The following is a 21,212-nucleotide window of genomic DNA, read 5'->3' as shown; positions in this document are numbered from 1 at the left end:
GCCTCAGTCGAGGACGGCCAGCTCCAGCCCGCGCAGCCGCTCCGGGTCGGCGATGACCTCGATCCCGGTGATCCGGTCGCCGTCCACCTGGAACGCCAGGACGACCGACAGCCGGCCCTCCAGCACCCACAGCAGCCCGGGCGAGCCGTCGACCAGGGCCAGCTCGCTGGCACGGGCCCGTTCGGACGCCAGCACCGCGCCCTTGCGCACGTTCTCCACGCCGCGCAGCACGACCGGCGCCGGGCTCGGACCGACGAACCGGTCCGCGTGCAGCACGACGTTCGGATCGAGGAGCGCGAGCAGCGCATCGAAGTCGCCACCCCGCGACGCGGCCAGGAACGCCTCGACGACCTTGCGCCGCCGGGGCAGGCCCGCGTCCACCGCGGTGCCGCCCTTGACCCGCCGCCGGGCACGGCTCGCGAGCTGCCGGGCCGCCGCCGGTGTCTTGTCGATCATCGGCGCGATCTCGTCGAACGGCACGGCGAACATGTCGTGCAGCACGAACGCGACCCGCTCGGCCGGCGCCAGCGCGTCGAGCACCACCAGCAGCGCCAGCCCGACCGAGTCGGCCAGCTCCGCCTCCTGCTCGGGGTCCCGGCGGTCCTCACCCTGTTCGGGCCGGCCGTCCAGAGGCTCCTCACGGTGGTTGCGCCGCGTCCGGAGCATGGACAGGCACACCCGCGCGACGACGGTCGTCAGCCACGCGCCGACGTTCTCGACCTCACCTGTGTCGGTGCGGTCGAACCGCAGCCAGGCCTCCTGGAGAGCGTCGTCGGCCTCGCTCGCCGATCCGAGCATCCGGTAGGCGACCGCGCGCAGCCGCGCCCGCTCCTGCTCGAACCGTTCGGTCAGCGTGTCCACCGTGTCCCGTTCCTTCCCGCGCCGCAGTCGTAGCAGTAGACCCCGCGACGGCGGCCGATGTGACGAGAACGCGCGACACCGTGAGTGATCCCGGTCATCCCGGCGATCCGATCAGCTATCCGTGAACCACCTTCCTCGGCTCGTACCACGTCTCGCCCGCGGGCTCCCCCGCCATGTTCCAGCTCCACGAAACCCGCGGGGTGATCCGGGAGTACCACCCCGGCCCGACCAAGCCCGTCCGTTCCACGGGCTCGTCCGCGTCGCCGTACACGCGGATCGCCCGGGCGATGAACGGCCGCAGCGACACCAGGTCGTCCACCACCAGGGCAACCTTCCGGCGACCGGCGGCGACGTTGCGGAACTTGCGCGTCGCCGCCACCGCCGCGCCGACGCCACCGACCCAGAAGTGCTCGCCGTCGAACTCGAACGCGAGCGGGACCACGTCCGGCTGCTCCTCCGCACCGAGCGTCGCCACGCGGGCGAGTGGCTGCGAACGCAGGTAGTCGATCTCTTCGGCGGTGAATGTCATGAGCGCTCCTTCGTGACCCGGATCCACCTCCTACACGAACTGGTGGCGCCCGGATCGACAGCTCAGAGCACGCAGAACTCGTTGCCCTCCGGATCCGCCATCAGGAAGTGGTCCGGACGGCCGTCCAGTTCGTACTCCCGCACCACCACCGCGCCCGCGGCGGTGAGCCGGGCGACCGCTTCGACGACCCGCTCCCACCGCGTCTCCCACGGAACCTCGCGCCCGCCGCCGGCCTGGACGTCCAGGTGCAGCCGGTTCTTCACGACCTTCTCCTCGGGCACCTTGAGGAAGCTCAGGTTCGGCAGTACGCCTTCCGGATCGCTCAGGTACGCGCCGTCGTCCCATTCCGCTTCGGGCACGTCGTGGTGCGAGAACCAGGCTTCCCAGCTGGCGAACCCGGCGGGTGGTGGCCGCTCGATGTAGCCGAGGGCCACCGCCCAGAACCTCGCCAGGGCGCGGGGCCCCGCGCAGTCGATCGTCACGCTCCACCGCACCGTCACGGACGAAGCGTAGCCGCGAGAAGCGCCACCGCACCCTTCGCGACGGCGATTCCCCGTGCCGCGACGTGGTTTTCGTCCAGTGGCGCGACCGGGTCCGACACCATGACGCTGGTGACCAGCGAGCGACCGTCCGCGGTGCGCGCCAGGTAGTTCAACGTCAGCACGCCGGGTTCGCTACCGCCCTTGAACCAGACCTCCGGGAACTTCGCCCGGTCGAGTCCCAGGCCACCGTCGTTCAGCGACAGCGCGTGCCCGATCTCCGGCTGGTTCTCCTTCTGCAGCCCCGAGAACGCACGACAGATGTCGTCCGGCGAACCGAACCACTCGATGTCGTCGATCTTCTCGGGCGCCTGCCAGCTTTGGAGACCGGTGAGCGGAAGGCGTTCCAGTCCGGCGACCGCCGCGGGACGCGCCCAGCGTGGCAGCGCCAGGTAGGCATCCGCGCGAGCCGGGTACTGCGTGGCCTTGAGCTCGAACATCGCCTTCGTGGTCAGGAACGGGACGTTCGCCGACGGCCGCTGGTTGCCGAACGCCGTGACCTGCCGTTGCACGGCGTCCCGGCCGAGCCGGTGGATCAGGTGATCGGTCGCGGTGTTGTCGCTGATCGAGATCATCTTGTCGGCGTACTCGGTCAGCGGGAGCCGCGTACCGGCCGGTTCGTTCTGCAACACCCCGGATGGCAGGCTCTTCCAGTCGTCGCGGATCGCCAGCTGCTCGCTCCAGGACGCCTTGTGCTCGGCGACCGCCTTGCCGAGCGCGCCCAGAACGTAGAGCTTGAAAGCCGAACCCAGCGGCCGCTGCACGTCGTCGCGGACGCCGTGCACGTCCCGGCAACGCCCGTCCGGAAGGATCTCCGACGCGCCGAACGACACGCGGGCGCCGAGCGCCGCGAGCTGCGCGTCGACCTCCGGCCAGGACGCCGGGACCGGGTCGTCCGGGCTCGCTTTCAGTCCGTCGATCAGCCCGGCCTGGTCGACGTGGAGGTCGAGCAGGTAGTCGTCAGCGGGTCCGTGGACCGCCGCCGCCACGTGGTCCGGGGCCTCGGTGACGATCCGTTTCACCTCGATCGGGCCGAGCTTGGCGAGCGCACCGTTGACTCCCGCCGTGCCACCCGCGGCCGTCAGCAGGACCTGGGCGACGTGCTCGCGCACTTCGGCATCGGTCACCGGAACGCGCGCGGTCGCGTCGACCACCCACTCGAGCTGGTCCGTCGCCGTGGGCAGCTCGGCGGCCTGGGCCGCCGGAGCCACCAGCGGCGCCAGGATCACGAGCACGCCCGCTATCGCTGTCTTCATCTTTCCCCCTGTGCTTCCATCGTTCCCCCTTGATCACCGGCTACCCCTCGGGCGGCCGGATCCACAACCCGGCCACTCGGCCGTCCTCCCGGTAGGTCACCTGCACGGTCCGCTCGCCGGCCTCGAAGGCCAGCGGCATGTGGACGACCGTGTAGTCACCCGTGGACCGCGCATACGGCTCCCCCATCCGCTCGTACCGTCCGACCGACCCGGCCAGCTGGGCCCAGGCGAGCCGCAGCTCGTCCTCGCCGACCGCTGCCTGCATGCGGTCGTCGAAGTCCCGGCGCACCTCGTGCCACTGACAACTGACGAGCTCCGCCACGAGCCCTTCGGCGCGGTGGATCGCGTCGGGCGGGTTCAGCTCCACCATGGACACCCCCGTCGCCGGATCGACCGGCCGGCCGAACCGCTGGAAGGCGGCCTGCCGGCTGGTTCCCAGCAGATCGCCGATCTCTTGCCAGGTGTGCCCGGCCTCCCTGGCCGCTTCCACGGCTTCCCGCAACGTCGCCTCGGCGGCGCGGACTTTCCGCAACGCCTCGCCGACTTCGGCCAGTGGTCCGTGCTTCGGCACGCTGTCAAGAATGAATTGACGACCCGGGTTTGTCAAGTCATTCTTTACGTGTTCGCGCTGCCGGCGGGCGGCGCTCCGACAAGTGGCGTCACAGTACTGGCGATTTCGCCCTGATCCCTGGCGAGGTGGCAGCGGCTTGCCACACGCGGCGCATTTCATGCTTTCGAGTGTAGCGCACGTAATCCTATTACGTGCTACGCTCGGCGGCACGAAATGGTCCCGCCCATCACCTGAGAGGCGTGGCCATCCGACGGGGAGGACGGTTACGGTGAGAACCGATGAGTGAACGCACCTGGGGCTTCCGCACCCGAGCACTGCACGCGGGCGGCACCCCTGATCCGGCGACCGGCGCGCGAGCCGTGCCGATCTACCAGACCACGAGCTTCGTCTTCGAGGACGCCGCCGACGCGGCGAACCTCTTCGCGCTGCAGAAGTACGGCAACATCTACAGCCGCATCGGGAACCCGACCGTGGCCGCGTTCGAGGAGCGGATCGCCAGCCTCGAGGGCGCCATCGGTGGCGTCGCGACCGCGAGCGGGCAGGCCGCGGAGTTCCTCACCTTCAGCGCGCTCACCGAGGCGGGCGACCACATCGTGTCGGCGAGCGGCCTCTACGGCGGCACGGTCACCCAGCTCACCGGCACGCTCAGGCGGTTCGGCGTGGAGACGACGTTCGTCAGCGGCGGAATCGACGACTACGCGGCCGCGATCACCGACCGGACCCGGCTGCTCTACACCGAGGTGATCGGCAACCCCGGCGGTGGCATCGCCGACCTCGCGGCGCTGGCCGATCTCGCGCACTCCCACGACATCCCGCTGGTGGTGGACGCGACGCTGGCGACGCCGTACCTGTGCCGCCCGATCGAGCACGGCGCCGACATCGTGCTGCACTCGGCGACGAAGTTCCTCGGCGGCCACGGGACGACGCTCGGCGGGATCGTCGTCGAGTCCGGGAAGTTCGACTGGGGCAACGGGAAGTTCCCGCGGATGACCGAGACCGTGGAGAGCTACGGCGGCCTGCGGTACTGGGAGAATTTCGGGGAGTATGCGTTCTGCACGCGGCTGCGCGCCGAGCAGCTGCGGGACATCGGCGCGGTCCTGTCGCCCCACTCGGCTTTCCTGCTGCTGCAAGGGGTCGAGACGCTTCCGCAGCGGATGGACGCGCACGTGGCCAACGCCCGGGCGGTCGCCGAGTACCTCGAAGCGGACCCGCGGGTGGCCTGGGTGTCGTACGCCGGGCTGCCCTCCCACCCGCAGCACGACCTGGCGAAGAAGTACCTGCCCGCCGGGCCGGGCGCGGTGTTCTCGTTCGGCATCGACGGCGGCCGGGCGGCCTGTGAGAAGTTCGTCGAATCGGTGGAGCTGCTGTCACACCTGGCGAACGTCGGGGACGCGCGGACGCTCGTGATCCACCCGGCGTCGACCACGCACGCGCAGCTGTCGGAGGACCAGCTCGCGGCCGCGGGTGTCGGGCCCGACCTGATCCGGCTGTCGGTCGGCCTGGAAGACGTCGAGGACATCGTCTGGGACCTCGACCAGGCGCTGGGCAAGGCGGTGGCCGGATGACGTACGCGGTGGGAGCGGTCGAGCGGCGCGCGGTCCTCAACCGGACCAAGTCGGTGACGTTGGTGGGCGCGTCCGACAACCCGGCGCGGCCCAGCTACTTCGTGGCGACGTACCTGCTCTCGTCGACGCGCTACGAAGTCAACTTCGTGAACCCGCGATTGGACACGCTGTTCGGGAAACCCGTGTATGCCTCGCTCAAGGACCTGCCGGAAGAACCGGATCTGGTCAGCGTGTTCCGGAAGCACGACGACCTGCCTCAGGTGGCCGAAGAGGCGATCGACGCCGGCGCGCGGACGCTGTGGCTGCAGCTCGGGCTGTGGCACGAGCCGGTGGCCGAGCGGGCGCGGGCGGCCGGGCTGGACGTCGTGATGAACCGGTGCGTGAAGATCGAACACGCGCGCTTCGCGGGCGGGCTCCATCTGGCGGGGTTCAACACTGGCGTGATCAGTTCCCGGAGGCAGTCGGCACCCTAGGGAAGAGAACGTCCGTTCCCACTGTTGGCCGGAGGTATGACCGAGAACCTGGGGATCACCCTGTCCGGGGGCCCGACCGCACTCCTGGAGCTGGGCGGGGTCCGGCTGCTCACCGACCCGACCTTCGACGCGCCCGGCGACCATCCCATCGGCGATCGCGTACTCGTCAAGACCGAGGACTCGGTGCTGACCGAAGCCGCGGTCGGCGTGGTGGACGCCGTCCTGCTGTCCCACGACCAGCACCCCGACAACCTGGACGACCGCGGCCGTGCGTACCTGGGGACGGTACCGCTGACGCTGATCACGCCCAGCGGGGCCGATCGGCTGGGCGGGACCGCGCGAGGTCTGAAGCCGTGGGAGGAGACGCAGGTCGGACGGCTGACGGTCACCGCCGTCCCGGCATTGCACGGGCCGGAGGGCGCCGAACCGACGACCGGCGAGGTCACCGGGTTCGTCCTGAGCGGCGACGGCCTGCCGACGGTGTACGTCAGCGGGGACAACGCGTCAGTCGAGCTGGTGCGGGAGATCGCGTCGCGGTTCCGCATCGACATCGCGGTGCTGTTCGCGGGCGCCGCCCGGACGGCACTCTTCGACGGCGCTCCCCTGACGCTGACCAGCGCGAACGCCGTCGAGGCGGCAAAGGTACTCGGCGCCGCGAAGGTGGTGCCGCTGCACTTCCGCGGCTGGCAGCACTTCAGCGAAGGACCGGACACACTGCGGAAGGAGTTCGAGACGGCCGGCCTCACCGACCGGCTCGTGCTGCTCGAGCCCGGCGAGCGCGCGGAGATCTGACGCCGGCCCGGGAGCGCGGCGGACTCGACCGAGAGGACACCAGTCTGACGCCTGCCCACGAGCACGGGAGGGGTTGGCCGCAGCTCGCGAGACACCCGGAGGTGACACCGGCCGCGGGGAGAGCCGGCGTCGGTCCGGGCGGAGGCACCGCGGGAGGGACCGACATCAGCCGACGCAAGTCGCCACAGAAAGGCCGTGCGCCAGCCCCGACACAAGACACCTCGGATGGGGCCCGCCGCAGTCCCGACACACGCCACCCCGGAAGCGGCCAAGCGCCAGTCCCAACGCAAGCCACCTCGGGCAGCGGCCAAGCGCCAGCCCCGACGCAAGGCACCCCGGCTGCAGCCCGCGGCAGTCCCGACGCAACGTTCCGCGGGAGCGACCGGCGCCGGTCCCGACGTGTCCTCCCCAGGCGCGCGATGGGTGGACTCGCGCCCGTGAGAGGCTGGTCGCATGGCCAAGCCGACCCCGCTGCAGTTCCGGAACATCCTCGTCGCCGTGCTGGCGGCGGCGGCCTTCGTCTGGAGCGTCGTGGCCGGGCTGGAGTGGTGGGTGAGCGCCATCATCGGCTGCGCCTGCGTCCTGTCGCTGGCCTCCGCCTACCTCAACCGGCCGAACGCGGGCTGAGCGCGAGCCGCCGGCAACTGGGTGCCGAGGCCGACGGCTCGCGCCATGTCAGCGCGTCTTGGAGAAGCGGGCCTTCACGTTCGTCCGGCCCGCTTCGGTGAGCCGGCCGAACAGGCGCAGCCTCGCCAGCCCGCCGTCCGGGTAGATGTCCAGGCGGGCTTCCGTCACCTCCGGGCCGTCCTTCAGTGCGAACCGGTGGCGCGTGTCCGGCTGCAGGCGGGTCTTGGGCAACAACGTCACCCACTCGCCGTACGTGTCGCGGCCACTGACCGACGCCCAGCCCGGCGCGTTGCCCTTGAGGTTGCTCGTGTCCAGCTCGGCGAACCGGACGATGCCCGCGCCGGCCAGGCGCAGCGTCAGCCAGTCGTTGCCGTCGTCGCGGCGGCGGGCCGTCTCCCAGCCCTCGGCCTGGTGGGCCGCCAGCCCTGGCGAGAGCACGTTGTTCGGCGACGAATAGAACTTGTTGCTGCAGCCCGTGACCAGCGCGCCGTTCTCCAGGGCCGCGAGGTCGAGCGCGTCGAGATCGAGCAACTCCGGGTCCGGGATCGGCGTGCCGTGCACGCGCAGGCGCGCCACTCCGCCGTCCGGGTGCTGGGTCAGCCGTACGTGCGTGTACCGGCGCGAACCCATGATCGCGTAGAAGTTCTCCGTGTGGCCGGCCACCGGGGCGCGGTCGACCAGGACGTCCCAGTCCGCTGACGCCAGCTCCGACGCGCTGGGGTAGCCCGGTACCGACGTCGCCTCGACCGAGACGAACGGCGGGTAGTTGCCCTTGAAGAACGCCGTGTCGACGATGACGCCGGTGACCGTGCCGGCCAGGCCGAGGCGCACCACCGCCTGGTCGTCGCCCGGTTCGCGGTGGCGGCGGGTCTCCCAGCCGTCGTAGACCTGGCCCTTCGGGCCGAACGTCTCGGCGCGGTGCGCCGGCGTCCACGGGTTGACCAGGTTCTCCTTCTCGGCGAACAGCTCGTCGGTCGCCCACATCACCGTCCCGCCGAAACGGCGTGACGCGAGGTCGGGTAGTTCAGTCCACTCAGGACGGTCGGACAAGGCGGCCTCCACTTCAGCAGTCTCCCCGGGTCAGCAACGCGCCGAGGGGCTCGTCGCCGGTGATTTCGGTGCCCCGCAACCAGGTCGAACGCACGACGCCGGCGAGCGGCCGCCGGTCGTACGCGCTGACCGGGTTGCGGTGCTTCAGCTTCGCAACGTCGACCACGAACGCCTCCTCCGGCGCGAACACGCAGAAGTCGGCGTCGTAGCCCACCGCGAGGTGGCCCTTGCGGCGCATCCCGGCCTGCGCGGCCGTGCGCTCGGCCATCCAGCGGACGACGTCGGTGAGCGCGAACCCGCGTTGCCGCGCCTGCGTCCAGATCGCCGGCAGTCCCAGCTGCAGGCTGGAAATCCCGCCCCACGCGAGCCCGAAATCGCCGCTGTCGAAGCGTTTCAGCTCCGGCGTGCACGGCGAATGGTCGCTGACGATGGTGTCGATCACGCCGTCGGCGAGCCCTCGCCAGAGCAGTTCGCGGTTGGCCGCCTCACGGATCGGCGGGCAGCACTTGAACTGCGTCGCGCCGTCGCGGATCTCCTCGGCGATGAAGCTGAGGTAGTGCGGGCAGGTCTCGGCCGTCAGCGCCACCCCGTCGCGGCGCGCCGAAGCGACCAGCGGCAGGGCCTCCGCCGAGGACAGGTGCAGGATGTGCGCGCGGGCGTCGTTGCGGCGGGCCGCCTCGATGACGTGCGTGATCGCGAGGTTCTCCGCCGCGCGCGGCCGGGACTGCAGGAAGTCGACATAACGACCGCCGTGCGGCTCCGGCGCTTCGTCGATCTCGTGCGCGTCTTCGGCGTGGACGATCATCAGCGCGTCGAAGGAACTCAGCTCCCGCAACGCTTCGTCGAGCCCCGCCGGGTCGAGCGGCGGGAACTCGTCCACGCCCGAGTGCAGCAGGAAGCACTTGAAGCCGAACACCCCGGCGTCGTGCAGGCCACGCAGATCGCCGACGTTGCCCGGGATCGCGCCGCCCCAGAACCCGACGTCGACGTGCACGCGGCCGGTCGCCGCCTTGCGCTTGACCTCCAGCGCCGCGACGTCGACCGTCGGCGGCAGGCTGTTGAGCGGCATGTCCACGATCGTGGTCACCCCGCCCGCGGCGGCCGCGCGGGTCGCCGTCTCGAAGCCCTCCCACTCGGCGCGGCCGGGGTCGTTGACGTGGACGTGTGTGTCGACGAGTCCCGGCAGCAGCACGACGTCGTCGCCGAGGTCGAGCACGCGATCGCCGGACAGCGAAGCGCCGCCGGGTTCGACCGCGACGATCCGGCCGCCGTCGACTCCGAGGGTCGCCGGAACCTCGCCCTCGGCCGTCACGGCCCGGGCTGCGCGCACCACAAGATCCATCCGAAAACCCTTCTCCGGGAGGATTGAACCACCGCCGATTTCACAGTACGGAAAGACGGTTTCGCACAACGACAGTAACCACGGCGCGCGCCACTCGTCAACGACGGCAGCCGCGCGTTACGGTCATCCTCGTGCGGCTTGAAGCGGAGTTCACGACCGAACCGTTCCACGGCGAGGGTTCGCCACCCGAGCACGCCGTCGCCGCGCGCGACGCCGCCGCGGAAGCGGGACTGGAGACCGACTTCGGGCCACTGGGGACGCTCGCCCGTGGCGAGGCGAAGGAGCTGCTCGGCGCGCTTCCGGCGATCGCGCGGGCCGCCCTCGACGGGGGCGCGACCCAGGTGACGCTGCAAGTGCGCCAGGCCGAGCCGGGGCGCGCCGAAGCGAGCGAAAGGCCCGCCGAAACGGCCGGCCCGGCCGTCGAACTGACCGACGCGCTGGCCCGGCTCATCGCCGACGTCGAGCGCGAAATGGGCGCCAAGCTGGGAGAGCTCGATCGCGCCGGCAAGCAGCGAGCCGTGCGCGTCCTGCGGGAACGCGGGGCCTTCGGGCTGCGGAAATCCGTCTCGTCGGTGGCCGACGCGCTGGGGGTCACGCGGTTCACCGTCTACAACTACCTCAACCGGGAAGCCGACTGACCAGGGCTTTCAACAAACTGTTGACGGAACTCCGGCGCCGACGTACGGTCAGCGGGACGCCACTCACGAGGAGTTCCCCGTGCCGCTCACCCTCACCGACTTCAACGCCGCCGGCGCCGACGATGTCCGTCCGGCGCTGACCGCCTGTCTCGCCGTCCCCCGATGGGTGGACGCGATTCTCGACCACCGGCCCTACGCGAGCCGGGACGCGCTGACCGTCGCCGCAGACCTGCCGTTGAGCAGCGACGAGATCCGGCAGGCCATGGCCGCCCATCCCCGGATCGGCGAAAAGCCGAAGCAGCAAGGGACCGAGGCCGACTGGTCGCGGTCCGAACAGTCCGGTGTGGACAACGCCGACGCGTTCGCCGCCGCGAATGCCCGGTACGAAGCCAAGTTCGGGCACGTTTATCTCGTCTGCGCCAGTGGCCGCAGCGGGGAAGAGCTGTTGAAGATCCTCGAAAGCCGGCTCGACAACGACCCGGCGACCGAACTGGCCGTCGCCGGGCGGGAACTGTTGAAGATCGCCGAACTCCGACTCGCGAAAGCGGTGACCGCGTGAGCCTCGTGACCACCCACGTCCTCGACACGGCGACCGGCCGTCCCGCGAAGGGGATCGCCGTCCGGTTCGAAACCGCCGAAGGAAAGCCGATCGCCGACGGACGCACCGACGACGACGGCCGAGTCCGCGACCTCGGCCCCGAAACCCTGGACTCCGGCGTCTACCGCCTGGTCTTCGACACCGGTGCCTACCTCGGCCCGGACGCCTTCTTCCCGGAGGTGGCGCTCACCTTCCGGATCTCCGACGGCACGTCGCACCACCACGTGCCGCTCCTGCTCAGCCCGTTCGCCTATTCGACCTACCGAGGGAGCTGAACCGTGGCCATCACCCTGGGCCCCAACCAGTACGGCAAGGCGGAGGTCCGCCTGGTGACGGTGCGCCGCGACGGCCCCGTGCACCACCTGAAGGACCTCACCGTGTCGACGTCGCTGCGCGGCGAGCTCGCCGCGACGCACCTCACCGGCGACAACGCGGGCGTGCTCGCGACCGACACGCAGAAGAACACCGTGTACGCCTTCGCGAAGGAGGCGCCGGTCGGCGAGATCGAGGACTTCGCGCTGCGCCTGGCGCGGCACTTCACCGGCACGCAGGGGAACATCACCGGCGCCCGGGTCAAGGTCGACGAGCACGGCTGGGACCGGATCGCCGTCGGCGGCGAGCCGCACGACCACGCGTTCAGCCGCTCGGGCGACGAACGACGCACGACGGCGGTGACGATCCGGGACGGCCGCGAGTGGGTCGTATCCGGCATCGACGGCCTGACGCTGCTCAAGTCCACCGGTTCGGAGTTCCATGGCTTCCCGCGCGACCAGTACACAACGCTCGCCGAGACCGGCGACCGAATTCTCGCCACGGCGGTCACGGCGAAGTGGCGTTACCAGGGCGAAGACATCGACTGGGCGGAGAGCCACCGCGAGATCCGCCGGCTGATGCTGGAGACCTTCGCGACGAAGCACAGCCTTTCGCTGCAGCAGACGCTGTACGCGATGGGTTCGGCGGTGCTGGAGGCACGGCCGGAGGTGGCGGAGGTGCGGCTGTCGCTGCCGAACAAGCACCACTTCCTGGTCGATTTGAGCCCGTTCGGGCTGAAGAACGACAACGAGGTGTTCTACGCGGCGGACCGGCCGTACGGCCTGATCGAGGGCACGATCTTGCGCGACGACGCCGAGGACCCAGGCCCGGCCTGGGACATCCAGTAGCGGGGCCCAGCCGCCCTCTTCAGCGGGTCCCGGCAGAGTCGCCGAACGAGGCTCGCCCCCTCGCCGAGGATCGTGTCCGGCAGCTCCAGCTTCCTCGACCATCACCGGCGAGCAGGTGACAGCTTGGGCGAGGTCGCGAATGGCTTGTTGGGAGCGTCGGAGGTTCCAACGAGCCATTGGGACACCACGTTCGGCACGTCGCCGCGTCGGCGCAGAGATGGCAGTGCCCGCCGATCGGCGGCCCGAACGTCATGAACGATTCTTTCGTGGCACCGGGCGAGGTGAACGGGCCGTCCATGACATCGCCGCTGCTCTGGCAGGCCACGCAAACCTGACTTTTGCCGAGACCCGGGCCCGGCCTGGGACATCGAGTAGCAGGCCCAGCCGCCGCCCCAACGCAGCCCCCGCCCTCTCCGGGGGACCGGCCCCGCATCCAGTGTATCGGGGGCCGCCGACGGGACCTGGGAAAACGACTCTCCGGCGCCGGCTTGTCCACATCACCGCGGGGGTGTGGACAAGCCGGACTCGGTAGAACGCTCTAACCACCGCGTATCCTTGATCCTGTGGCAGGGACCAAAGAACGCATCATGGCCGCCGGGGCCGAGTTGTTTCGGCGCAATGGCTACAGCGGTACCGGGCTCAAGCAGATCGTCGCTGAGGCGAATGCTCCCTTCGGGTCGCTCTACCACTTCTTCCCCGGTGGGAAAGAGCAGCTCGGGCAGGAGGTCATCCGGACCTCCGGGCTCGCCTACATCCAGCTCTTCGACCTCTTCATCGCGCCTGCGCCCGATCTGATCAGTGGGATCGAAGCCTTCTTCGCCGCCGGGATCGCGACGCTCGAAGCCACCGACTACGTCGAAGGCTGCCCGATCGCTACCGTCGCCCTCGAGGTTGCCAGTACCAATGAGCCGCTGCGGGAAGCCACCGCTGATGTCTTCACCGCCTGGATCGACGCCGGGACCGAAAAGTTCGCGAAGTTCGGGCTCACCCAAGAGGCCGCCCGGACGCTCACCATCTCCGTCGTCAACAGCCTCGAAGGTGCGTTCGTCCTCTGCCGCGCTCTTCGGGATACCGAGGCCATGGCCGTTGCCGGCGCGACCAGCGTCGATGTCGCGCGGCGACTGCTTCAAGAAAGCACGCAACTTTAGTCGGGAATCCAACAAGAATACTCAACATGGCGCTTGACCACCCAGCATCGGACATCGAAGCTACGGAGTGGTCTAGTCCTCCTGCCTCAACACCGTCGTTCGGTTGGAGCCGCCATGCGCCGAGTCCTCGCCGTCCTCGCCACCGCCCTCGCGGCGGCGACCCTCGTCAGCACACCCGCCCACGCCCTCGAAAACGGGCTCGCCCGAACACCGCCCATGGGGTGGAACACCTGGAACACCTTCGAGTGCGACATCAACGAAACGCTGGTCAAGCAGACCACCGACCTCATGGTCAGCTCCGGGATGCGCGACCGCGGCTACACCTACGTCAACCTCGACGACTGCTGGATGACCCGCAACCGCGACGCCGCCGGCAACCTCGTCGCCGATCCCGCGAAGTTCCCCAGCGGCCTCAAGGCGCTCGGTGACTACATCCACGCGCGCGGGATGAAGTTCGGGATCTACGAGAGCGCCGGCACCGAAACCTGCCAGCACTACCCCGGCAGCCTCGGCCACGAACAGACCGATGCCAACAGCTACGCGAGCTGGGGCGTCGACTACCTCAAGTACGACAACTGCGGCAGCCCCGCCGGCGAAACCCAGCAGGACTACGTCCGCCGGTACTCCGCGATGCGGGACGCGCTCAAGGCCACCGGCCGCCCGATCGCCTACAGCATCTGCGAATGGGGCAACTTCTCCCCGTCGACCTGGGCGCCGGACGTCGGCAACCTGTGGCGCACCACCGGGGACATCACCAACAACTGGGGCAGCATCGACTCGATCTACCGCCAGAACGTCGGGCTCGCCTCCGCCGCGAAACCCGGCGCCTGGAACGACCCCGACATGCTCGAAGTCGGCGACGGCATGGACTTCCAGGAAGACCGCGCCCACTTCACGCTGTGGGCCGCGATGGCCGCGCCGCTGATCGCGGGCGCCGACCTCCGCAGCGCCAGCGTCGCCACCTTCTCGACCTACCTCAACGCCGACGTCATCGCCGTCGACCAGGACCCGCTCGGCAAGCAGGCCACGCGGATCTCGTCGTCCGGCGGCCTGGACGTGCTCAAGAAGCCACTCCAAAACGGTGACGTCGCCGTCGTGCTGTTCAACGAAAACGGGACCACCAAGACCGTCTCGACGACGGCCGCCGCGGCCGGACTGCCCAGCGCGTCGAACTACCGGCTGACCAACCTGTGGTCGAAGGAGCAGACCACGAGCACCGGCGCGATCAGCGCGAACGTCCCGTCGCACGGCACCGTCATCTACCGCGTCAAGGCCAATGCCAGCGGCAGCAGCACCGCCCAGCCGCTGCAGGGCGCGTCCTCGTCACGCTGCATCGACATCAACGGCAACGTCACCACGCCCGGCACCAAGGTCGACATCTGGGACTGCGACGGCGGCGCCAACCAGTCCTGGACGTTCACCAGCGCCGGCGAGCTGAAGGCCAACGGCCTCTGCCTCGACGCCAACGAGGGCGGCACCGCGGCCGGCACCAAGCTCATCGTCTGGACCTGTCATGGCGGCGCGAACCAGCAGTTCAAGCTCAACCCCGACGGCTCGATCACCGGCACCCAGACCGGCCTGTGCGTCGACGTCACCGGCGGCGACAAGCCCGCCGGCAACGTCAACGGCGTCCAGCTCGAGCTCTGGGGCTGCAACGACGACGCCAACCAGAACTGGCAGCTCAAATAAGCTCAAGTCCCCGTGAGGTGCTCCGGCCGGACTGGGACGCGCGGGAGCGCGAGCCCGGTCGCGGCCCGGATCGCCGCGACGATCGCCGGGGTCGACGAGATCGTCGGCGGCTCCCCCACCCCGCGCAGGCCGTACGGCGCGTGCGGGTCCGGACGTTCCAGGACGTCGATGCTCATCGGCGGCATGTCCAGGACCGTCGGGATCAGGTAGTCGGTGAAGGAGGGGTTCCGGATCTTGCCGCCGGCGGTCTGGATCTCCTCCATCACGGCCAGCCCGAGGCCCTGCGCCGACCCGCCCTGGATCTGGCCCAGCACGGCTTGGGGGTTCAGCGCCTTGCCGACGTCCTGGGCGCAGTCCAGCGCGACCACCTTGACCAGGCCCAGCTCGGTGTCGACGTCGACGACCGCCCGGTGCGCGGCGAACGCGTACTGCACGTGCGCGGTGCCCTGGCCGGTCTCCGGATCCAACGAAGAAGTGGGCCGGTGCCGCCACTCGATCGTCTCGTCGTAGACGTCGTCGCCGAGGACGTCCACCAGGTCGGCGAGCACCTGGCCGTCGGCCGCGACGAGCTTGCCGCCGACCACGCGCACCTTCGCGTCGAAGCGGGACAGCAGGCGTGCCCGCACCGCCACGCAGGCGGCCTGGACCGCGCCGCCGGTGACGTAGGTCTGGCGGGACGCCGACGTCGAGCCGCCGTTGCCGATCGAGGTGTCCATCGGCAGGACCGTCACCTGCTCGACGCCCAGCTCGGTCCGGACGATCTGCTGCATGATCGTCACCAGGCCCTGGCCGACCTCGCAGGCCGCCGTGTGCACGGTCGCGGCCGGCTCGCCGCCGACCAGCTGCAGGCGCACCCGGGCCGTCGAGTAGTCGTCGAAGCCCTCGGAGAAGCAGACGTTCTTGATCCCGACGGCATACCCGACGCCGCGGACGACGCCTTCGCCGTGCGTCGTGTTCGAGACGCCGCCCGGCATGTGCCGCAGGTCGAACGGCCGTTCCGGGGGCATCGGCTTGTCCCGGACCAGGCCCAGCAGCTCCGCGACGGGCGCGGCGGAGTCGACGACCTGGCCGGTCGGCATCAGGTCGCCTTCGCTCATGGCGTTGCGGACGCGGATCTCGACCGGGTCCAGCCCGCAGGCGGCCGCGAGCTTGTCCATCTGCGACTCGTAGCCGAACGCCGCCTGCACCGCGCCGAACCCGCGCATCGCGCCGCACGGCGGGTTGTTCGTGTACGTGCCCCAGCAGTCGACCGACGCGCTGTCCACTTTGTACGGTCCGACGCCCAAAGTAGCCGCGTTCGCGACGACCGCGCCCGTCGAAGACGCGTACGCGCCTCCGTCGAGATACAGGCGTGTGCGCACGTACACGAGACGCCCGTCGTGAGTGGCGCCGTGCTCGTAGTACATCTTCGCCGGGTGGCGGTGGACGTGACCGTAGAAGGACTCTTCGCGGTTGTAGACCATCTTCACCGGCTTGCCGGTGTGCAGCGCGAGGAGACACGCGTGCACCTGCATCGACAGGTCCTCGCGGCCGCCGAACGCGCCGCCGACGCCGCCGAGCGTCAGCCGCACCTTCTCGACCGGCAGGCCCAGCGCGGCGACGATCTGCTGCTGGTCGACGTGCAGCCACTGCGTCGCGACGTACAGGTCGACGCCGCCTTCGGTGTCCGGCACCGCGAGCCCCGACTCCGGGCCGAGGAACGCCTGGTCCTGCATGCCGACCTCGTAGACGCCCGAGACGACGACGTCGGCCGAGACGTCCTGAGCGCCGTGGCGGATCTTCACGTGCCGCACGACGTTGCCGCCGTCATGCAGTGAAGGCCCTTCGCCCGCGACGGCGGCTTCGGAGTCCGTCACCGGCGAAAGCTCTTCGTAGGAAACGACGATCCGCTTCATCGCGCGGCGCGCGGTCTCCGGGTGGTCGGCGGCGACCAGCGCGACCGGTTCTCCCTGGTAGCGCACGACTTCGGCCGCGAGCACCGGCTGGTCGGAGTGCTCCAGCCCGTAGCGGTTCACGCCGGGGACGTCCTCGTGCGTCAGCACCGCGTACACGCCGGGCACGGTCAGGGCTTCGGTGATGTCGATCGCCGTGATCCGCGCGTACGGGTGCGGGCTGCGCAGGGTCACGCCCCACACCATGTCCTCGTGCCACAGGTCGGAGGAGTACGCGAACTCGCCGCGGACCTTGACGATGCCGTCGGGGCGCTGCGGCGACGTGCCGACGCCGTCGACCGTCCGCGTGCCGACCGTGGTGGTCATCGGTCCTCCCTCAGCCGGGCGCTCGCGGCCGCCAGCTCGCGGGCGATGGCGGACTCGTCGGCTTCGCGCAGCGTGCCGTCCTCGACGACGGCCTTGCCGCCGACGAACAGCCGCCGCACCGGCGGCGTGGTGCCGAGCACCAGCGCCGCGACCGGGTCGGTGATCCCGGCGTAGTTCAGGCCGGTCAGGTCCCAGACGGCGAGGTCGGCGAGCTTGCCGGGTTCGATCGACCCGAGGTCGGCGCCCCGCCCGAGGCAGCGGGCGCCGCCCATGGTGCCCATCCACAACGCTTCGCGCGTGGTCAGCCCGCGCGGCCCGCCGCGCTGGCGGGCCTGCAGCAACGCCTGGTGCAGCTCTTCGCCCAGGCCGCCGGACTCGTTGGACGCGGCTCCGTCGGCGCCGAGGCCGACCGGGACGCCGGCGTCGAGCAGGTCGCGGACCGGGGCGATGCCGGCGCCGATGCGGCCGTTCGACGTCGGGCAGTGCGCCGAGCCGGTGCCCGTGGCGCCGAAGCGGCGGATCGCGTCGGGTGCGAGGTGGATCGTGTGCGCGAGCCAGACGTCGTCGGCGAGCCAGCCGAGCTTGTCGGCGTACTCGGCAGGCGTGCAGCCGACCTCGGCGAGGCACTGTTTCTCCTCGTCGACGGTCTCGGCGAGGTGCGTGTGCAGGCGGACGCCCTTGCGGCGAGCCAGCTCGGCCGCGCCGGACATCAGCCGCTCGGTGACCGAGAACGGCGAGCACGGGCCCACGGCGATCTGCAGGTGCGCTTCCGGAGCGGCGTCGTGGAAGCGGGCGATCGCCGCTTCGGTGCCGGTCAGCGCCTCCTCGGTCGCCTCGACGAGGTTGTCCGGCGGCAGCCCGCCGTCGGACTCGCCGCGGTCCATCGACCCGCGCACGACGTGCAGCCGGACGCCGATCCGCTGCCGCGCCGAGGCCAGCGCCGCGACCTGGTCGCCGCCGTCGCGCGGGAAGACGTAGTGGTGGTCGGCGACGGTCGTGCAGCCGGTCAGGGCGAGCCGGGCCATCCCGGCCGTGCCCGCGGCGTGCGTGATCTCCGCGTCGAGCCGGCCCCAGACGGGGTAGAGCGCGACCAGCCACTCGAAGAGCGTGTGGTCGGCGGCCATCCCGCGGGTCGCCCACTGGTAGAGGTGGTGGTGGGTGTTGATCAGGCCGGGCGTGACCAGGCAGCCCGACGCGTCGACGCGCTCGTCGAACTCACCGGTGTAGACGCCTTCGCCGACTTCGGCGATGCGGTCGTTGTCGATGACGACGTGGCCGGAGGCGTACTCGGGGCCGCTGACGGTGGCGATCGCGGCGTTCGCGATGAGGGTCTTCACGCGACACCACCTTTCGCCACCGCGCGCACGGCGTCGAGGATCTTTTCGTAACCGGTGCAGCGGCACAGGTTGCCGGCCAGGGCTTCGCGGATCTCCTCGTCGGACGGATCGGGGACGCGGTTCAGCAGGTCGTGCGCGGCGACGACCAGCCCCGGCGTGCAGAACCCGCACTGGACCGCGCCGGCCTCCACAAAGGACTGCTGGACGGGGTCGAGCCGGTCGCCGTCGGCCAGTCCCTCGACCGTGCGCACCACGCGGCCCTCGGCCTGCCCCGCCGCGACCAGGCAGGCGCAGACCGGGACTTCGTCGAGGTAGACCGTGCAGGAGCCGCATTCTCCCTGCTCACAGGCGTTCTTCGAGCCCGGCAGGCCGAGCCGCTCACGCAGGACGTAGAGCAGGCTTTCGCCCTCCCAGACGTCGTCCGCCTGCCGTTGCTCGCCGTTGATCCTGACATTCAGGCGCATGCGCGCTCCCCCGTCCGGTGTTCTTCCCAAGCCCACGTCAGCGTCCGTCGCGCGAGTACCCCCAGCGCGTGCTTCCGATACGCGGCGCTGCCCCGGACGTCGTCGATCGGCGACGTCGCTTCGGCCACCAGCTCGCCGAAGCGGCGCTTCAGGGAGTCCGGCAACGCGTCCGACGAGCCCCAGGGCAGTTCGGCGGCGAGAAACTCCTCGGCTGCTTTCGCCCGGCGCGGAGTGGGTGCGGCGGACCCGATGGCCGCGCCGACCTCGCCGTCGCGCAGGGCGAGCGCGAACGAGCAGACCGCGATGACCATGGCGTTGCGCGTCCCGACTTTGGCGAACTGCTGCGGTCCGGCGTGCGCGGGCAGGTGGACGGCGGTGATCAGCTCGTCCGGGGCGAGGGCGTGGCGTTTCACGCCGACGTAGAACTCCTCCGCGCGGAGGAGCCGGGTCCCCCGGACGGAGGCCACCTCGATCCGGGCGTCGAGGACCAGCAGCACGGGGTGGGTGTCGCCGGCCGGGGACGCCGCGCCGAGGTTGCCGCCGACCGTGCCGCGGTTGCGGATCTGCGGCGAGCCGACCGTGCGCGACGCCATGGCCAGCGCCGGGACGGAATCACCCAGTTCAGCGATGACGCGGGTGTACGGGACGCCGGCGCCGAGCCGGACCGTCCCGTCCGATGTGGACCACTCCGTCAGCTCGCCGACCGTGGTCAGGTCCAGCAGGGCGTCCGGGCGCCGGTGGTCGAAGTTCAGCTCGACCATGACGTCGGTGCCGCCGGCGATCGGCACGGCGTCGGGCCGCTCGGCCTTGAGGGCCAGGGCCTCGGCGAGCGTCGCGGGACGCAGGAACTCCACTGTTTCTCCTTGAAAGAAGTGCTCCTTCGCCGGATGAAGGGCGATAGACCAGTAGACGCCGGACCGGGGGTGGGCGGCAACGGCACCGACCATGAAACGCACAGGAGCGAAACACGGGTCGTTTGTGCTTTCCTACAAGCCTCATGACGACCGTGAAAACTCTGCTCGGCCTGCCGGGGCTGCGGCTGCGCCCGCTGGCCGGGGCCGACCTGCTCGACCGGCCGGTGACGCGCATCTACGTCACGGAGCTGCCCGACCCCGGACGGTACCTGTCGGCGGGTGAGCTGGTGCTGTCCGGCCTGCTCTGGTGGCGGCGCCCGGGTGACGCCGAGCCGTTCGTGGCCGCGCTGGCCCGGGCGGGCGCGGCGGCGCTGGCCGCGTCCGGCGCCGACTCCGGCGGCATCCCCGCCGACGTCGTCGACGCCTGCGAACGGCACCGGATCCCGCTGCTGGAAGTGCCCACCGACCTGTCTTTTTCGGTGATCACCGAGCAGGTGGTGCTGGCGCTCGCGGCCGCGTCCGAAAGCGCGCGCAAACGTTTGCAGGCCGCCGCGGACGCCCCGGTCGAGACGCTGCTGGAGCGGGCGTCGGCGGAGCTAGGGCTGCCGTGCTGGGTGCTGTCGGGGCTCGGCCGGGTGATCGCCGGGGCGGCGCCGCTGCCGGTGCCGGCCCCCGACGTCGTCCGCCGGTACGCGGCCAAGGAGTCCGGGTCGCTGACCGTGGTGCCGGTCGAGGGACGGCACGCCGTGCCGTGGCTGATCGCCGTCGGCGGGCCGTTGAGCACCGCGCAGGCGGAGCTGGCCGAAGAGCTTTCCGGGCTCGTGGGGGTCACCCGGGCGCGGATGGCCGACCCTGGCGCCGAGCTGCCCGGTGAAGCGCGCGTCGTCGCGTTGCGGACCGAAGGCAGCGACGAAAGCCGGGACGTCCTGCGGGAGCTGCTGCCGGACGGGCTCCTGCTCGAGTCCACAGGGGACACTTCCTTCGCGGCGACCACGCTGTCGCCGGACGCGACCGCACTGTCCACTGTGGCGCCGTTGCTGCGGGCGAAGCGGATCTTCTGCGGGGTGAGCGATCCGGCGCCGCGGACCGAGGCGTTCGCGGCCGCGCGGTACGCGATGGCGGTCGCCGTGCGGCGGCGGGCCACGCTGGTCGCCGCCGGCGAGGTGACCGCGCACGAGCTGCTGCTGGCCGGCGCCCCGGACGGGCTGCGTGCGGCTGTGCGGCGGCGGGTGCTGGGGCCGCTGCTGGACTACGACGCCGAGCAGCACTCGGACCTGGTGCACACGGTCCGGGTGTTCCTCGAGTGTTCGAGCTCGCCGACGCGCGCGGCGAAGGCGTTGCACGTCCACGTGAACACCTTGCGCTACCGCATCGGCCGGGCCGGCGAGCTGCTCGGCGCGGACCTGACGGAGTTCACCGACCAGCTCGACGTCTACCTCGCGCTGAGCATGGAGGAGTGAA

Annotated in this window: 22 protein-coding genes; 11 read left to right on the top strand and 11 right to left on the bottom strand. The window is 70.8% G+C overall.

The window, feature by feature from the left end; translation table 11 throughout:
- Nucleotides 1–3 precede the first annotated feature (3 nt).
- From ACZ7OU_RS45425 to ACZ7OU_RS45405, 5 genes are all read right to left on the bottom strand, one after another.
- Nucleotides 4–861: a sigma-70 family RNA polymerase sigma factor gene (locus tag ACZ7OU_RS45425; protein WP_470244953.1), complete on the bottom strand. Its 858-nt coding sequence runs from the start codon at nucleotides 859–861 to the stop codon at nucleotides 4–6.
- 115 nt (nucleotides 862–976) lie between these two features.
- A complete protein-coding gene (locus ACZ7OU_RS45420) occupies nucleotides 977–1,390 on the bottom strand; it encodes a PPOX class F420-dependent oxidoreductase (RefSeq protein ID WP_470244954.1) in 414 nt (137 codons plus the stop codon).
- Nucleotides 1,391–1,452: 62 nt separating this feature from the next.
- Nucleotides 1,453–1,890 carry a VOC family protein gene (locus ACZ7OU_RS45415; protein WP_470244955.1) on the bottom strand — a complete coding sequence of 146 codons (438 nt, stop codon included), beginning with the start codon at nucleotides 1,888–1,890 and terminating at the stop codon, nucleotides 1,453–1,455.
- Nucleotides 1,887–3,185, bottom strand: coding sequence for a serine hydrolase (locus tag ACZ7OU_RS45410; protein ID WP_470260021.1), 1,299 nt, complete (start codon nucleotides 3,183–3,185; stop codon nucleotides 1,887–1,889). Before ACZ7OU_RS45410 ends, ACZ7OU_RS45415 begins: the two co-directional genes overlap by 4 nt.
- A gap of 40 nt (nucleotides 3,186–3,225) precedes the next feature.
- A complete protein-coding gene (locus ACZ7OU_RS45405) occupies nucleotides 3,226–3,756 on the bottom strand; it encodes a DUF3887 domain-containing protein (RefSeq protein ID WP_470244957.1) in 531 nt (176 codons plus the stop codon).
- Nucleotides 3,757–4,034: 278 nt separating this feature from the next.
- Here ACZ7OU_RS45405 and ACZ7OU_RS45400 point away from each other — a divergent pair, with 278 nt between their 5' ends.
- The 4 genes from ACZ7OU_RS45400 (at nucleotide 4,035) to ACZ7OU_RS45385 (ending at nucleotide 7,213) form a co-directional block, all read left to right on the top strand.
- Complete coding sequence (locus tag ACZ7OU_RS45400; protein WP_470260020.1) at nucleotides 4,035–5,321, top strand: O-acetylhomoserine aminocarboxypropyltransferase/cysteine synthase family protein; 1,287 nt, start codon at nucleotides 4,035–4,037, stop codon at nucleotides 5,319–5,321.
- Nucleotides 5,318–5,794, top strand: a complete 477-nt coding sequence (locus tag ACZ7OU_RS45395) for a CoA-binding protein (RefSeq protein ID WP_470260019.1) — start codon at nucleotides 5,318–5,320, stop codon at nucleotides 5,792–5,794. The genes ACZ7OU_RS45400 and ACZ7OU_RS45395 overlap by 4 nt, the downstream gene beginning before the upstream one ends.
- A gap of 36 nt (nucleotides 5,795–5,830) precedes the next feature.
- Nucleotides 5,831–6,586: an MBL fold metallo-hydrolase gene (locus ACZ7OU_RS45390; RefSeq protein ID WP_470260018.1), complete on the top strand. Its 756-nt coding sequence runs from the start codon at nucleotides 5,831–5,833 to the stop codon at nucleotides 6,584–6,586.
- A 453-nt stretch (nucleotides 6,587–7,039) separates the two neighbouring features.
- Nucleotides 7,040–7,213: a hypothetical protein gene (locus ACZ7OU_RS45385; protein ID WP_196425520.1), complete on the top strand. Its 174-nt coding sequence runs from the start codon at nucleotides 7,040–7,042 to the stop codon at nucleotides 7,211–7,213.
- A 48-nt stretch (nucleotides 7,214–7,261) separates the two neighbouring features.
- Here ACZ7OU_RS45385 and alc read toward each other — a convergent pair whose 3' ends face one another.
- Both alc and allB read right to left on the bottom strand, forming a co-directional pair.
- Nucleotides 7,262–8,275 (bottom strand): allantoicase, encoded by a 1,014-nt coding sequence (alc, locus tag ACZ7OU_RS45380; RefSeq protein WP_470260017.1) that lies wholly within the window; start codon nucleotides 8,273–8,275, stop codon nucleotides 7,262–7,264.
- Nucleotide 8,276: 1 nt separating this feature from the next.
- Entirely contained in the window at nucleotides 8,277–9,605 is a 1,329-nt protein-coding gene (gene allB, locus ACZ7OU_RS45375; protein ID WP_470260016.1) for an allantoinase AllB, read from the bottom strand.
- A gap of 131 nt (nucleotides 9,606–9,736) precedes the next feature.
- Here allB and ACZ7OU_RS45370 point away from each other — a divergent pair, with 131 nt between their 5' ends.
- From ACZ7OU_RS45370 to ACZ7OU_RS45345, 6 genes are all read left to right on the top strand, one after another.
- Nucleotides 9,737–10,243: a helix-turn-helix domain-containing protein gene (locus ACZ7OU_RS45370; RefSeq protein WP_470260015.1), complete on the top strand. Its 507-nt coding sequence runs from the start codon at nucleotides 9,737–9,739 to the stop codon at nucleotides 10,241–10,243.
- Nucleotides 10,244–10,322: 79 nt separating this feature from the next.
- Nucleotides 10,323–10,802, top strand: a complete 480-nt coding sequence (gene uraD / locus ACZ7OU_RS45365) for a 2-oxo-4-hydroxy-4-carboxy-5-ureidoimidazoline decarboxylase (RefSeq protein ID WP_470244964.1) — start codon at nucleotides 10,323–10,325, stop codon at nucleotides 10,800–10,802.
- The gene (uraH, locus tag ACZ7OU_RS45360; RefSeq protein WP_470260014.1) at nucleotides 10,799–11,116 is read left to right on the top strand and encodes a hydroxyisourate hydrolase; all 318 of its coding nucleotides are present in this window, start codon (nucleotides 10,799–10,801) and stop codon (nucleotides 11,114–11,116) included. The genes uraD and uraH overlap by 4 nt, the downstream gene beginning before the upstream one ends.
- 3 nt (nucleotides 11,117–11,119) lie before the next feature.
- Nucleotides 11,120–12,001: a factor-independent urate hydroxylase gene (gene pucL, locus ACZ7OU_RS45355; protein ID WP_470260013.1), complete on the top strand. Its 882-nt coding sequence runs from the start codon at nucleotides 11,120–11,122 to the stop codon at nucleotides 11,999–12,001.
- Between the two features lie 563 nt (nucleotides 12,002–12,564).
- The gene (locus tag ACZ7OU_RS45350; RefSeq protein ID WP_470260012.1) at nucleotides 12,565–13,149 is read left to right on the top strand and encodes a TetR/AcrR family transcriptional regulator; all 585 of its coding nucleotides are present in this window, start codon (nucleotides 12,565–12,567) and stop codon (nucleotides 13,147–13,149) included.
- Nucleotides 13,150–13,263: 114 nt separating this feature from the next.
- Nucleotides 13,264–14,838, top strand: a complete 1,575-nt coding sequence (locus ACZ7OU_RS45345; protein WP_470260011.1) for a glycoside hydrolase family 27 protein — start codon at nucleotides 13,264–13,266, stop codon at nucleotides 14,836–14,838.
- Between the two features lie 2 nt (nucleotides 14,839–14,840).
- On the opposite strand, the gene pucD is transcribed toward ACZ7OU_RS45345, so the two are convergent.
- From pucD to ACZ7OU_RS45325, 4 genes are read right to left on the bottom strand one after another with little or no spacing between them, the layout of a single operon-like run.
- A complete protein-coding gene (pucD, locus tag ACZ7OU_RS45340; RefSeq protein ID WP_470260010.1) occupies nucleotides 14,841–17,096 on the bottom strand; it encodes a xanthine dehydrogenase subunit D in 2,256 nt (751 codons plus the stop codon).
- Complete coding sequence (locus ACZ7OU_RS45335) at nucleotides 17,093–18,433, bottom strand: 8-oxoguanine deaminase (protein ID WP_470260009.1); 1,341 nt, start codon at nucleotides 18,431–18,433, stop codon at nucleotides 17,093–17,095. Before ACZ7OU_RS45335 ends, pucD begins: the two co-directional genes overlap by 4 nt.
- Nucleotides 18,430–18,897, bottom strand: a complete 468-nt coding sequence (locus ACZ7OU_RS45330; protein WP_470244971.1) for a (2Fe-2S)-binding protein — start codon at nucleotides 18,895–18,897, stop codon at nucleotides 18,430–18,432. The genes ACZ7OU_RS45335 and ACZ7OU_RS45330 overlap by 4 nt, the downstream gene beginning before the upstream one ends.
- Nucleotides 18,888–19,751: an FAD binding domain-containing protein gene (locus ACZ7OU_RS45325; protein WP_470260008.1), complete on the bottom strand. Its 864-nt coding sequence runs from the start codon at nucleotides 19,749–19,751 to the stop codon at nucleotides 18,888–18,890. The genes ACZ7OU_RS45330 and ACZ7OU_RS45325 overlap by 10 nt, the downstream gene beginning before the upstream one ends.
- Nucleotides 19,752–19,894: 143 nt before the next feature.
- Between ACZ7OU_RS45325 and ACZ7OU_RS45320 the strand changes: the two genes are divergently transcribed.
- Entirely contained in the window at nucleotides 19,895–21,211 is a 1,317-nt protein-coding gene (locus ACZ7OU_RS45320; protein ID WP_470260007.1) for a PucR family transcriptional regulator ligand-binding domain-containing protein, read from the top strand.
- The last annotated feature ends 1 nt before the right edge of the window (nucleotide 21,212 follow it).

It is taken from the genome of Amycolatopsis sp. NPDC114505, from assembly GCF_055633615.1.
This window is presented reverse-complemented; position numbering and strand designations above follow the sequence as displayed.

What these genes read in the sequence shown, in the direction of transcription:
- ACZ7OU_RS45420 (WP_470244954.1), bottom strand. Translation starts at nt 1,390, where the DNA reads ATGACATTCACCGCCGAAGAGATCGACTACCTGCGTTCGCAGCCACTC.
- pucD (WP_470260010.1), bottom strand. Translation starts at nt 17,096, where the DNA reads ATGACCACCACGGTCGGCACGCGGACGGTCGACGGCGTCGGCACGTCG.
- ACZ7OU_RS45345 (WP_470260011.1), top strand. Translation starts at nt 13,264, where the DNA reads ATGCGCCGAGTCCTCGCCGTCCTCGCCACCGCCCTCGCGGCGGCGACC.
- ACZ7OU_RS45395 (WP_470260019.1), top strand. Translation starts at nt 5,318, where the DNA reads ATGACGTACGCGGTGGGAGCGGTCGAGCGGCGCGCGGTCCTCAACCGG.
- ACZ7OU_RS45390 (WP_470260018.1), top strand. Translation starts at nt 5,831, where the DNA reads ATGACCGAGAACCTGGGGATCACCCTGTCCGGGGGCCCGACCGCACTC.
- ACZ7OU_RS45400 (WP_470260020.1), top strand. Translation starts at nt 4,035, where the DNA reads ATGAGTGAACGCACCTGGGGCTTCCGCACCCGAGCACTGCACGCGGGC.
- allB (WP_470260016.1), bottom strand. Translation starts at nt 9,605, where the DNA reads ATGGATCTTGTGGTGCGCGCAGCCCGGGCCGTGACGGCCGAGGGCGAG.
- ACZ7OU_RS45320 (WP_470260007.1), top strand. Translation starts at nt 19,895, where the DNA reads ATGACGACCGTGAAAACTCTGCTCGGCCTGCCGGGGCTGCGGCTGCGC.
- ACZ7OU_RS45330 (WP_470244971.1), bottom strand. Translation starts at nt 18,897, where the DNA reads ATGCGCCTGAATGTCAGGATCAACGGCGAGCAACGGCAGGCGGACGAC.
- ACZ7OU_RS45410 (WP_470260021.1), bottom strand. Translation starts at nt 3,185, where the DNA reads ATGAAGACAGCGATAGCGGGCGTGCTCGTGATCCTGGCGCCGCTGGTG.
- ACZ7OU_RS45385 (WP_196425520.1), top strand. Translation starts at nt 7,040, where the DNA reads ATGGCCAAGCCGACCCCGCTGCAGTTCCGGAACATCCTCGTCGCCGTG.